This is a genomic window from Shewanella sp. KJ2020 (assembly GCF_024197625.1).
Lineage (GTDB): Bacteria > Pseudomonadota > Gammaproteobacteria > Enterobacterales > Shewanellaceae > Shewanella.
The window spans coordinates 25,561-38,619 of sequence record NZ_JAKUKD010000003.1 but is presented as its reverse complement, the minus strand read 5'-3'; the positions used below and the strand labels follow the sequence as shown (position 1 = coordinate 38,619).

8 protein-coding genes are annotated in these 13,059 nt (G+C 46.7%); 3 read left to right on the top strand and 5 right to left on the bottom strand.

Going from position 1 to position 13,059, the window contains the following annotated elements:
- From MJO46_RS01985 to MJO46_RS01975, 3 genes are all read right to left on the bottom strand, one after another.
- On the bottom strand, positions 1–1,674 hold the full coding sequence (locus tag MJO46_RS01985; RefSeq protein ID WP_253987883.1) for a ribulokinase: 1,674 nt from the start codon (positions 1,672–1,674) through the stop codon (positions 1–3).
- Positions 1,675–1,923: 249 nt separating this feature from the next.
- On the bottom strand, positions 1,924–2,820 hold the full coding sequence (locus MJO46_RS01980; RefSeq protein ID WP_253987882.1) for an SMP-30/gluconolactonase/LRE family protein: 897 nt from the start codon (positions 2,818–2,820) through the stop codon (positions 1,924–1,926).
- Between the two features lie 259 nt (positions 2,821–3,079).
- A complete protein-coding gene (locus tag MJO46_RS01975) occupies positions 3,080–6,445 on the bottom strand; it encodes a LamG-like jellyroll fold domain-containing protein (RefSeq protein WP_253987881.1) in 3,366 nt (1,121 codons plus the stop codon).
- A gap of 181 nt (positions 6,446–6,626) precedes the next feature.
- Here MJO46_RS01975 and MJO46_RS01970 point away from each other — a divergent pair, with 181 nt between their 5' ends.
- The 3 genes from MJO46_RS01970 to eco all read left to right on the top strand — a co-directional run bounded on the left by MJO46_RS01970 (position 6,627) and on the right by eco (position 10,597).
- Positions 6,627–6,773 carry a hypothetical protein gene (locus MJO46_RS01970; protein WP_253987880.1) on the top strand — a complete coding sequence of 49 codons (147 nt, stop codon included), beginning with the start codon at positions 6,627–6,629 and terminating at the stop codon, positions 6,771–6,773.
- Positions 6,774–7,017: 244 nt separating this feature from the next.
- Positions 7,018–9,825, top strand: coding sequence for a TonB-dependent receptor (locus MJO46_RS01965; protein WP_253987879.1), 2,808 nt, complete (start codon positions 7,018–7,020; stop codon positions 9,823–9,825).
- A 220-nt stretch (positions 9,826–10,045) separates the two neighbouring features.
- Complete coding sequence (eco, locus tag MJO46_RS01960; protein WP_253987878.1) at positions 10,046–10,597, top strand: serine protease inhibitor ecotin; 552 nt, start codon at positions 10,046–10,048, stop codon at positions 10,595–10,597.
- A gap of 74 nt (positions 10,598–10,671) precedes the next feature.
- Here eco and MJO46_RS01955 read toward each other — a convergent pair whose 3' ends face one another.
- Positions 10,672–10,947 carry a hypothetical protein gene (locus tag MJO46_RS01955; RefSeq protein WP_253987877.1) on the bottom strand — a complete coding sequence of 92 codons (276 nt, stop codon included), beginning with the start codon at positions 10,945–10,947 and terminating at the stop codon, positions 10,672–10,674.
- Positions 10,948–10,965: 18 nt separating this feature from the next.
- Positions 10,966–12,948, bottom strand: a complete 1,983-nt coding sequence (locus MJO46_RS01950) for an ATP-dependent DNA helicase RecQ (protein WP_253987876.1) — start codon at positions 12,946–12,948, stop codon at positions 10,966–10,968.
- Positions 12,949–13,059: the final 111 nt, after the last annotated feature.

Here is a 13,059-nt window from a genome sequence, read left to right as displayed (position 1 = left end):
TTATTTCGCTCCATCAACATAGTGGCCAAGGGCTAAGTACGCTTGATAAAGCGCTTGATATTTCTGTGCGTTTTCAGGATTTGGTTGATAGGTTTTCGCAACGTTTGAGGCCATGGCGGCTTGGGCACTCAACACATCGGGGTAAACCCCGGCTGCGGTTGCGGCATAAATGGCGGCGCCGAGGGCACAGCTTTGCTCGCTCTCGAGTACGTCGATGTTGCAATTCCACACATCGGCGCAGGTTTGCATAATAAAGTCGGATTTTTTCGAGATCCCACCTATGGTGACCACATGGTCAATGCAAACGCCTTCCTGCTTGAAGCGCTCGATGATGGCCCGTGCACCATAGGCGCTGGCTTCCACTAAGGCTTTGAAGACTTGCGGTGCTTGGCTGCCCATGGTTAAGCCTGTGATAGCCATGGCAACGGATTGGTCTGCATCGGGCGTGCGGCGTCCATTAATCCAATCCAGCGCGACAATACCAGTCTCGCCAACGGGGAGTTTCGCGGCCGCATTGCCCAGCACGGTTAAGGTTTCAGCCTCGAGTTGCTGAATAAGTTTGGCTCGAGTGTCGTCATCAAACAGCGCTGAAGTGTCGAGCTGTTGAATCGGCCATGCGGTGAGATCCCTAAACCAAGCGTAGAGATCGCCAAAGGCGGACTGACCCGCTTCAAGGCCAATCATGCCGGGCAATACGGAACCATCGACCTGACCGCAAATCCCTTTGATACAACGCTCACCTATATCTTCATAACTGGCAACCGTGATATCGCAGGTAGAGGTCCCCATCACCTTGGTTAATACGCCGGGCTTAACATTGGCCCCAACGGCGCCCGCATGGCAGTCGAATGAGCCAAATGAGACGATAACCTCGGTCGATAGTCCTAAATGCTGCGCCCACGCTGGTGTTAGCTGGCCGCAAACCGTATCGGATGTGCAGGTTTCAAGGGGTAATTTATCTCTCAAGCCATCGAGTAAGGGGTCGATGCCAACGAAAAAGTCATTGGGTGGATAGCCATTCCATGACTCGTGCCACATCACTTTATGACCGGCGGCGCAGCGCCCTGCCTTAAAGACTTTTGGATGCGTAGTCCCCGTCATTAATGCCGTGATCCAATCACAGTGTTCGACCCAGCTGTAGGCGGCTTGTCTTACCGCGCTGTCATGGCGCAGTACAAATAGCGCTTTGGCCCAAAACCATTCAGAGGAATAAATCCCTCCTTCATATTTCAGGTAATTCTCGCTTGCATTGTTTGCCGCGACGGTAATTTGCTGGGCTTCGAGGATGGCGCTGTGATCTTTCCAAAGCAAAAACATCGCGTTGGGGTTATTCGCAAATTCCGGTTTTAAGGCTAAGGCAACACCAGCTTCATCGACCGCAATTGGGGTTGAACCTGTGGTATCAACGCTTAGGCCACAGACTCTTTGCGCAGCGCCACTGGGGGCTTTGGCCCATAGGCCTTGCACTACTTCGATCAAGCTTTCGATGTAATCGAGGGGATGCTGTCTAAATTGATTCTTTGCGGGCTCGCAAAAAAGTCCCTTCTTCCAACGTGGGTAGTACACTACATTGGTCGCCACTTCTGCGCCAGTTTGAGTATCAACCAATAACGCGCGCACTGAATCAGAGCCGTAATCTAGCCCTAATGCGTAAGAACCTAAAACATTCGACATTTGCATCCCCGTACATTAACTCTGCGCCCTATTCGGTTCTCGCAGGTAGAGTGAATATCATTTAGTCCTACAATATTACTATAGCTTAATAGTATTACAATATGATTTTAGTTGTAGAGTGATAAAATTTTAACATTCAAACTGAAATCGTAACGACACTAGGGGAATTGGATAACAATGAAATGGCTTGGTTTAGCCGACTAAGCGAGGGAGTTAATGCTTTTATGATGACTTTTAGGCAGCTAGAATCTAACCGCGAACACGCGGGCTATTTAATCCCAATATTCCATCAAGTTGGTAGATAAACACATCTCCCGCTTGTGGCTCTTGGCTCAATGCTAAAGGGTCAATGGCGTGTTTGGCGCTGGTCACGATCAGCAAGTCTAGCTTTGGGCCGCCAAAGGCAATGCTGGTTGGATGCGTGACGGGTAATTTAAGGATGAGGTCAACTTCACCATCGGGGCGATAGCGCACGAGTTGGCCACCGCCCCACTGCGCGTTCCAGAGATAACCGGCACAATCGACATCGGAGCCATCAGGGAACATATTATTACTAGTGGTTGCAAATAGGCGTTTATGGCTTAACAGACCGCTTCGAATATCAAAATCATATTGATAAATTTGATGTTTGGGTGAATCAGCATGGTAAAGCGTTCGCCCATCTGGACTCCAACACAAGCCATTGGAGATTTCGAGATCGCTTAGACGCAGATGACAATCACCCTTTTCGTCGATGCAATACAGGGCTGCACATTGCTGCTGATGATCGCGCCTTTCCACCATAGTGCCCGCCCAAAAGCGCCCTTGCCTATCGGTACGACCATCATTGAAACGATTTCCCTCAATCTGAGATTCTGGCTGAGCCAGCCATTTAATCTTTTGATGTTCAATATCATAGTGTGCAATGCCTATATCGAAAGCGACGATAAGCATCATTGGATTTGCAGTAAGGCCGAAGGAACCGACACGGTGCGGCATGGGGAGGGTTTCGAGGGTATGGGTGGGTAAATGAAAACGATAAATGACGGAGGATAAAATGTCGGTCCACCAAATCAATTGGTGTAACTCATCCCATAACACGCCTTCACCAAGGCGGTTTCCCACAGGAATGGTCATCAACAACTCGCCGACCGTCACCGTTTGCATGATTGACTCAGAAACCCGCCCATTTATCCCAAAAGCCTTATTCTTAAACAACCTATGGGATGAAGCAAGGACAAAGTAAAAGATAAATGTATCGCTACTCAATTTGTGGCAACTGTACCAAAGGTCATGTTTTAAAAGCCATTTGGCGTCGATACTGTCACCCTTTAGCGCAAAACGCTTGAGTATCGAGTGACAATTGGGCATCAGGCAATAAAAAAGCACCCGAATGGGTGCTTTTAGTATCGCCAGTTCATGCGGATTATTGATTAGATTCGCCAAACAAATCAGTTACATCTTGTTCAGTAATCGCTTCGTCGTAGAACTTGATTTCATCGATTGATCCTTTGAAAGGCACATCCCACAAGTTCACACCTACAGCAAACTTAGTCGTTGGCACAGAGAAGATATTCGGGAAGTTAGCCCCAGTAAACTTCAGCTCGCCGTTGATGTACACTTTCACATCACCGCCATTTACTGTGTACGCGAGGTGCGTCCACTGCGCTTTTGGCATCACAAAATCGGTTTTACCGTCGTACCAAGCCGTGCCTGACCATAATACAACGCGCTCATAATCATTTTGACCGCCCGGTAAAACGCTGGTCCAGCTGGAATCCGTCGCATAACCAAACAATGCCGTGGTGTATTTATTCAGTTGCTCTGGATTGAGCCACATAGATACCGAGTAGGTGTAGTCTTTGATAAGGTTATTTGGCAGCACAATTCCTGAAACACCATCAAAGACCGCCGCTTTACCTACGGCGCCATCGGCGTAGCTGATATTACCACCGGCAATGCCAATCTTATCACCCACAACCGTACCCGCACCGAAGTTAGCCGTACTGTCGCTCAGATTGTCTTCAAAGCTGTAGGCAGCAACGGGTGATGGCGGCGCCTTAGACTTAACAGTTGCTGTAAAGACTTTCGTCTGTGTCGCTTGACCGAGTTTTAAGGTTGCCGTTAAGGTCACCACTTTATCGGTGTCCTCACGACCCGGCTGAGTCACTGTGCCACGGGTGTCGATAATCGTTGGCTCGGAAGAGGTCCACGAAATCGCGGAGGCATAGGGGCCCGTTATCGGCAGTTCGATATTGTCACGCACCGCCGATAAGTCACCTAGAGCAAGAATTGCGGTTGCCGAGGATAACAGTTCACTGTCGGGTAACTTATCGATATCCAGAGCTTTGACTTCTTCGGCACTTAATGCCGCCTCATACACTTTAAGCTCATCGATAAGACCGTTGTATGGCAGATCCCAGTAGTTCACGCCTAGACCGAAAACGCCCTCTGCACCGGTAAAATAGTTGCTCAGGTTACCGCTACTGAACTTCTCTACCCCGTTAATAAAGACTTTTACCAGCCCCTTATTAACTGAGAAAGCCAAGTGCGACCAAGTGTTTTCTGCAATACGCTCTCCTGTCACACCGTCAAACCAAGTTTCAATCACCGAACTACCGCTGTTATCGATATTGTGACTCCAGAACATGGTATTGCCGTCCCAACCCTGTGGCAGCAGGCTTACCCAAGTATTAGAGAACTTGCTACCATCTTCGGCGGTTTGCTCATTAGCCGCACCGAAGAATGCGGTGGTAAACCCTGTAATAACCGCAGGACTAGCCCAAAAAGACACAGTGTACTCATAGCTTGAGATAATACCGGATGGCAGTAAAACCCCGTGGGCACCATCTAATGACAATGATTGTCCTTCAAAGCCTGTGGCGTAATCTATGGCATCTGCCGCTTTGAAGATACGATCGCCAGTGGGTTGACCGTCGGCAAAGAGTCCTAAGGAATCCTTGAGGTTATTCTCAAAGCTGTACTGTGCAATACGGTTATAAGTCTTACGGGCAAATACAGTAATTTGGAAGGTTTTAGTTACCTTCTTGCCATTAACCATAATAGTCGCGGTTAAGGTCACGACCTTATCGCCCTCGCCCACATTGGGCCGAATAATGGTGCCATCGGCGCGGATCACTGACTCATCGCTCGATTGCCACGCAATAGTCGCTCCACGGGTCCCTTCGGTCGGTAAGGCGATCATGCCTTCGGTGGCCTCGGTCGGTAGACTAATGCCGTTTGCCGCTGCCGATAAAATCTCATCGGTGGTTTTATCGGTAAGCTTCACGCCCCAAATACTGACACCATCATTAGAAATGGCACTAAAGGTGGGCATCAGTTTGTTTTGCTCAGGGTCCCACTGCCAGGCGAGCACGCCTTCGAATGTCCCCAAATCATCCAATGTTAACGTGATTTGATTATCATCGCCCTGCTGGTACGTGCCGGTGACATCGCCAGACACACTGCCCTTATTGGTCCAAGTGCGTGATAACTTCACATGGACTGATTTATGGGCCGCGTTATTAATATCCTTAGCGTGATTAATAAATTGATAATCACCCGTCACATCGATTTCGTCGACAATATTAGCGCCGTTGATGCTGGCATAACGTTGCGGTGAGGCGACTAACCAACCATCGCTGTTAAGGAACATTTCATGCACACGCACGCTATGACCTTCACCCATATCGGGGAAACGCGTATGGAATACTAAGAAGTATTTACCCGTTTGTGCATCATAAAAAGCTGAGTTATGGCCGGGTGACAGATAACCGTGGTCATTCCCAACATCGCCAGGATGAGCCACAAATTGGAAACCGCCCATCAGCTTGACGCCATAGTCGGCAATATTGCCCGCGGCTGTCGCGCCAATCATATCGAGACCAGCGGCATCGACATAGGGGCCGTTGGGATTTTTAGAACGTGAGATACGGATGTTGTAACCGTCTTTTTGAGCAAAGCCACCAAAGGAGGTAAACATATAATAGTATTCAGATTCTGGGCTATAGATGACGTAGGAGCCTTCAATCGCACTGTAATTGCCCCCCATGATCTTAGTGCCATAGCCTTGATCAGCGAGCGGTTTGCCCGTCGCCGGATCTAACTGCATCACCCAGATCCCGCCAGAATAGGAACCATAGGTCATCCATAGACCGCCATCTTTATCGTAAAACACCGCAGGATCGATGGCGTTCGGATCGACAAAACCATCATAGTTTTGGCCATTAGCGCCGGGGTTTTCAGCCCCAACATGTCCTGATTTTAAGATCAACCCTTGGTTAACATAGGGGCCTAAAATATTGTCCGAAGTTGCGATCCCCAAATAAGAGCGCGATACGCAATCAACCTTATCTGGGCTAACACAGAAGTCGTAATAGAAATGGTACTTACCGTCGGCAAGTTTTATCACATCCGGCGCCCACGAGCCGACAAACCCGCCCGTCCATGTCGTTCCTTCAGCAATTTCAGTGGCATAGGTGTTAAACAGCGTGCTTGTGGCAACACCATCCGAAGCAAGTTGAGTCCAGTTCATTAAATCCGTTGAACTGGCTACGGCAAGGTGAGAGCCGAAAACATAATAAGTGCCATCGGTATCTTTAATGATGGAAGGATCATGAACCACTGCATTTTTATAGCTCACCTCACCTGCGACTGTCGGGTCCGCGGATATCACTGGGGCGGGAGGTGTAAAGGTATTTGTGTCGTTAGCACTGTAGCTGCTGTCGTCCCCACCACAGGCGGCGAGTGCCATGATCAAGCTTGCTGACACGAATGAGCGTTTAAGCACCATGAGCGTCGTTCCTTTTATTGTTGTGTTTGATAGTTAGGGTAATCGTGTATCAATGTATTACTGCATTAATTTAAAAGTAATACAATACTACTGTAACACTAAAGTTACATTAACATGCTAGGCAAAGAAGTAAATATCTTGTGACGGAGATTTATGAGTTTTTACCTTAAGGTCAGCAAAAATGGGGGGATTAAAAACTTCAAACAGAGTTGTCACTTCATTAGCGACACAAAATAAATCTGCACAAGATACTGTTTTAAATGTAAATAATGCTGATTTGTTTTACTTGAAACGCATTTTAAAGAAATGTGACGCAGCCTTTCCATAACGGCAAACAGTGAGTTGACATAACAATAGTCATACAATATGATTTTAACACTTTTGATAAGTTATTAACTTCGCCTGCTGAAGTGTTATCGGCATACCGAAGTGCAAAGTACGCTACAAAATTCTAAATTTTCAGGGACACAGTGGGGATGTCCGTGACTCTGAAGTGGAATAAAAAAAGACCGGGACGTCAGATGGTGTCTTAGGCTACCGGGTCAAATAATAAACTACCGGAGATTAACTAGATGTTTAAACAGACTTATTTGGCAAGTGCTATTTTGCTTGCTCTTGCCAGTCAAGCGACTTATGCGGCAGATGTTGAAGCCACACAAGAGCCTCAGGTCGAAGAGCCAGCTCAACAAACCGCGCCAAAACCGCAAAATAACAATGAAGAGATGGAGATCATTCAAGTTCAAGGGATCCGCGGCAGTTTAAATAAAGCAGTAGAACTTAAACGCCAAAATATCCAAGTGGTTGATGCCATCGTTGCCGAAGATATTGGTAAGTTTCCGGATAATAACCTGGTTGAAGCCCTGCAACGCGTCACTGGTGTTCAGGTGACGGACCGCGCCAGCGGTGAAACTAACACTGTCAGTATCCGTGGTTTAACGGATGTGACAACCACAGTCAACGGCCGCCAGATCTTCACCTCAACGGGCCGCTCTGTCGCGATTGCCGATATTCCCGCCGCCCTGTTAGGTAGCGTTGAAGTCTTTAAAACCCGTTCATCGGCGCAAGTGGGTAGTGGCATTGCAGGTCAAATTGATATTCGCACCCATAGACCCTTTGATTTTGAAGACAGTAAAGTTTCTGTTGCTGCAAAAGGCATTTATTCCGATCAGCCCGATACTATCGACCCTAACTTCAGTGCCCTAGCGAGTGATCGCTGGGATACTGGCATTGGTGAAGTCGGCGCCTTAGTTAACGTCTCCTATATTCGTACTAACTATAAAGATGAAAGTGTGTCACCCGGCGCATCTTACCCCTATTTTGTGGAAGATGGTTCAAGGATTCTCACTGGTTGGAACGTCGGTTCTGCCCATGGTATCGATACCAGCGCTGGTGCCACCATCGATGGTAAAGAATATCTACTCGCTCGCGACGCGATGTTTGGTAATGTTCTCGAGGGCGAGCGTGAACGTCCTGCTTTTAATATTTCGCTGCAGTGGGCTCCCACTGACACTTCAGAATATACCTTTGAAGCCTTCTATAATGGCTATCGCAATGAAAACTTTAACTCTATGTTGTTTAGCTTTGTCGATTCTGCGGCAAACTGGCAGCAAGTCATCGAGGATGGTATCGAAGTATACGATGGGACAAACGTCGTTAAATCACGTACTGCCTATAATGCCTACAACTTTACCAGTGGCGATTACACTAAAGCCAGTACTGACAGTTATGTGTTTGCCTTAGGGGGTAAATGGGATCTTACCGATGAGTTCCAATTAAAGTCTGAATTTGTTTACCAACAAAGCACCTATGAAAATGAATTTGCTGCAATGCGCGGCGATACAACGGCTTATGGTGTAGCAATTGATGCCAATGCTGACGATGGTATCCCAAGTTGGACTTATTTAGATAATCCAGATACCGCTCTGGATGAGTCTGATATGACTAATCCAGAACTATGGCAAACTGCTGATTTCTTTGATAATGGTAGTAAAGACGAAGGGGATTCCTTGTCTTGGACTATGGATGGCAGTCTGTATGTGGATTACGCTATTTTCACTAAATTACAATTTGGTGCGCGCTATGAAAAACGCAGTGCGACTAACTTCAGCCGTGCTGTCAGTAGCGCAAAAAAGATTGCCTATGCGGATTTAGACCCTTCCATGTATACGGTGACATCGGGCTTCTTTGAAGGCCGCGCGAATGTGCCTGATGCATGGACGGTAATCAATGGCTATAACCTACACAAAAACCGAAGTCAGTATGAGGAACTCTGGGGCTTTGACGCCAGACAGCTACAACTCATGAAGACCTTTGATATCTCTGAACAAGCTTGGGCTGGTTACCTGATGGCCGACTTTGACACTGAAGTCTTTGGTAAGCGTTTAGATGGCCAGATGGGTGTTCGTTACGAAGGCACTAAAGCGGATATGGACTTCTTTGACAATGATGCTAAAGATGCAAATGACAATGTCTATACTGCCGTTAGCAGCGATACCACAGATACGTCCAAACTGTTACCGAGTTTGGTGATGCGATACTGGCTAACCGATGATTTTGTTGCGCGTTTTGCCTATACCGAGACCATTCGTCAACCCGCCTTTGCTGATTTGAACTCTTTTACCTATTACGTACCTGACTTAACTAATACAAATTATGGTTCAGCCAGTGGCGGTAACCCTGATTTAGAGCCTGTGACCTCTAAAAACTATGACTTCACCCTAGAGTACTATTTTGGGAATGGCAATTCGATTTACGGCACCTACTTCCGCCGCGATATCGAAGGTCTGGTATATAACTCTCTATCGACCACTCTCTACGACTATGATGGCGATGGAGTTGATGAAACCTATATCCTAAGTCGTCCTGGTAACACTTCTAACGGTAAATTGACTGGGATTGAGTTAGGTACAGTCTACTTCCCTGATGGTTTGCCAAGCATGTTAGATGGCTTAGGCACACAGTTAAGTGCGACCCTGCTGGATTCATCGCAGGATATTCCTGAATATGATTCAGACACGGGAGAGCAAATTGGTGTGACAACCCGTGATATGTTTGGGGTGTCCGATGAGTCCTACAGCGCAGTGTTAATTTACGATAAAGAGGTTTTCAGCGCGCGTATGTCTTATACGTGGCGTAGCGAGTTCTTAAACTCCTATGATGCGCCTAACTTTGCAATGCCACGCGGTATTTATCGTAAACCCGAGCAGTCACTGGACTTCCAGTTAAGCTATAACATCACGGATGACTTAGTATTGAGCTTCGATGCGACCAATCTACTGGATGATGTGTATCAGGAATACTACGAAGACTCAGTACTCTTTAACCGTACCAACAGTATTTACACTCGAACCTTTGCACTGGGTGTGCGTTACTCGTTCTAATCAAACACATCCTTTGTTTAAACCCAAAAAGCTAATCCTAGGATTAGCTTTTTTACTTTTTTAATAAAATCAGTATATTGTTTTTTCTTGATTATTTTTACGATCGGCACAAAAAAGATTAACCCTTTTTAAAGTTATATCCGTTTATAGGAACAGAAACGCGATAATGGGCTGGATTGGCTAACCCATTGACGAATCATTGGATCGACAAGGAGAACATATGAAACTGACTCATTTATTGGCCGCTGCGGCCCTGCCTTTAACCTTTGCCCTATTGTCTTTTAATGCTACCGCCGTGAGCCCACCACACCCTACGGGATTAAATGCGCCGATGATCAGTGTTTCCAGCTTCAACTCAGCGAACTATGCCCCACAGGAAGTCACTAAAATGTTCCCTGCACCTAAGCAAGGAATGGTTCAACATATTTTAACTTTACCCACCCTAGAGAACGAGGACGATTATCTCGTTGAAATTCAAATTGGTCAGACTCAGTTAGTTGACTGCAACAAGCATGGACTAAGTGGTGAATTAAAAGAGTTGACCGTAACGGGTTGGGGATATAACTATTACCAAGTCGATACAGTTTCCCAAGGGCCAAGCACTATGATGGCATGCTTTGAAATGGCGAAGAAGGAAGCCTTTGTGCGGATCCCGGGTGAGTTGAAAATGCGCTACGACAGCCGTTTACCTAAAGTTTTTTACCTGCCAGAAGGCACAGAATTGCGTTTTAGAACCTGGAAAGTCGATTCAACATACAAGTATGCTAAATAAGCTGCTGACGGCTTAGATCAAATACCCTTCGGATCGCCACTGATATTAAACAGCAACGATCCGAAGGGCATCAATTAAAATCTTTTAATTCTAACCACTTGCATAATTTCGATATCGAAACCCGCCACCGTTTCAGTGTCAGGATAATACACTAGACTCACCTTTTGCCCCTGTAAATCCTTGTATTTTTTTACCCGTCGAAACTTAAAGGGCACATCATAATCATCCACCATAATGGTATGTTGTATCCACTCGCCCTTCTCTCTCTGGGTGTGGGAAAGTACAGTTACGCCTTCCGAATGAACTAATCGCTCATGCTTGGCGAGCATCTTTTTTACAGCCTTATTCATGTTCGATCCTTTGCTATCTTAGCGCGTCACCAGCGACGACACTTTCTGTTTTATCTCCGCATATCTTAATTTTTCACAACGACCAAAGCCCTCGAGTTTACGGAGCTGTAATCGACTAAACAGGGGAACGACCATTCCCGCAAGGAAACGGCATTGGGTATCAAGGGACACAGGTGCCCCGCCTTTCGCTTGTACTTGATGCTGTAACTTTTGAAGATCCGCGAGTATCTGGCTTTCCTTGGGCCAAACGGGCTCAGTCGAAAAAGCCAACTTCGCCACCTGCCCACGACACACACTACAATGGCCACAGTGCTTAGGTGCTGCATTATCGTCAAAATAGCGTGATAAATTGTAGCTTAGACACGTCTCTAACTCGAAAAAGCGTACTAATTGAGCAATTCGTTGAATTTCTTTGTGTTCCTTTTCAACGAAATACCCATAAAGCTTATCCACTAACGAGGGATCCCCTAAGGCTAGCTCATTAACCTGATACACATCCGTAATACGCTTAGTTTCAAGCTCAATCAATTGCTGATCCGCGAGATATTCTAGCGCCGCTAAAACGCGACCGCGCTCGCTACCTGTGGCCTGATAAAGCGCATTAAAATCTAATATGCCCCAGATCCGCTTCATTTGTGTATAGGTAAAAATCTGTGACAAGAATGCCTGCCGCTCGGGATTAAACCTTGGCAAAATCTCTGACGGCTCGACAATAAAGCGATAGCTAACATCGGCATAGTAGGCATAAAGTGGTTTTATCACGCCATAGATTTCGAGCTGAACTAACAGGGTTTTAAGCGGTAAGTGGCGAATATTACTCGCATTGGACAAGGTATTTAATTGCAGTTCCCAGCGAGCATCATTCTGTTCTTGTTTAATATTTTCAATTAGATATTCAATGGATCCACGTTCAGGTGTATCACCATAAACAAAGTTTTCCACCGTGTTCATCCCATCAAGATTGGCCAAAGTCACACAGTGGGAAGGTAAACCATCACGACCCGCTCGGCCAATTTCTTGGCTGTAATTCTCAATCGATTTAGGTAAGTCATAGTGGATCACAAAGCGAATATTGCTTTTATCAATCCCCATGCCGAAGGCAATTGTCGCGACGACGACCTGAATGCGATCCTGCATAAAATCGTTTTGGATCTGTTGACGCTTAATATCCTCAAACCCGGCATGGTATGCACTAGCAACGATCCCTTTACTGCACAGGGCCTTTGCCACCTCTTCGGCGGTAGATTGCAAGGTGACATACACAATCCCGGCACCGGAAAAACGGCTAATCTCCTGGTGAAGCCGTGTGACCTTATCTTGGCTGGTGACTGGCAGCACGTTCAAATCGAGATTTGCGCGGTAAAACCCCGTTTGCACTATGTGCTCGGGCGCAATATCAAACCGTGTCGCCATATCTAATTTGACTTTTCGAGTGGCCGTTGCGGTTAACAGCAAGACTAAGGGAATATTTAATTCTCGGCGATAGTCGGGCAACTTTAGGTAATCTGGCCGAAAATTATGCCCCCACTCTGAAATACAGTGCGCCTCATCGACAACCAACATTGAAATGGCAACCGACTGGATAAACTGTCGAAAGCGTTCATTTTTAAAGCGCTCAACGGACACCATTAAAATTTTTAAGCGGCCAGCGCGCGCGTCCATCATCACCTGTTTGCTCTGCTCGGCATTTAAGGTGGAATCAATACTGGCCGCGGCTATACCCTTGGCCCGTAAAAACTCGAGTTGATCTTTCATCAATGCCAGTAACGGAGAGATAACTAATGTGAGCTGGGGCAATTGTAGTGCAGTAAATTGATAACAAAGGGACTTACCTGAACCTGTCGGGAAGATTGCCAAGCTCGAGTGACCCGCCAACAACTGAGAAATGGTTTCTAGTTGCCCACCACGGAATGCCGTAAAACCAAATTGCTGCTGCAATAATGGCGCATAGTGAGGGCCATCAGCACTGTGAGCCTGAAGTGTTTGGGGGGAATGAACCATGGACTACCCTTTGCTCTATTGGGGCTCAATCACTTAGGGGCCTACGCCCCGATAAAGCCTGCAACGAGCTAACATTGAAATCTGTGGGCTAGTCTACCAAATTATGCTCGA

Bases quoted from the DNA above. Each gene is read 5' to 3' on its own strand.
- eco (WP_253987878.1), top strand. From the start codon at position 10,046: ATGAAACTGACTCATTTATTGGCCGCTGCGGCCCTGCCTTTAACCTTT.
- MJO46_RS01985 (WP_253987883.1), bottom strand. From the start codon at position 1,674: ATGTCGAATGTTTTAGGTTCTTACGCATTAGGGCTAGATTACGGCTCT.
- MJO46_RS01950 (WP_253987876.1), bottom strand. From the start codon at position 12,948: ATGGTTCATTCCCCCCAAACACTTCAGGCTCACAGTGCTGATGGCCCT.
- MJO46_RS01970 (WP_253987880.1), top strand. From the start codon at position 6,627: ATGGGGGGATTAAAAACTTCAAACAGAGTTGTCACTTCATTAGCGACA.
- MJO46_RS01955 (WP_253987877.1), bottom strand. From the start codon at position 10,947: ATGAATAAGGCTGTAAAAAAGATGCTCGCCAAGCATGAGCGATTAGTT.
- MJO46_RS01975 (WP_253987881.1), bottom strand. From the start codon at position 6,445: ATGGTGCTTAAACGCTCATTCGTGTCAGCAAGCTTGATCATGGCACTC.
- MJO46_RS01980 (WP_253987882.1), bottom strand. From the start codon at position 2,820: ATGCAAACGGTGACGGTCGGCGAGTTGTTGATGACCATTCCTGTGGGA.
- MJO46_RS01965 (WP_253987879.1), top strand. From the start codon at position 7,018: ATGTTTAAACAGACTTATTTGGCAAGTGCTATTTTGCTTGCTCTTGCC.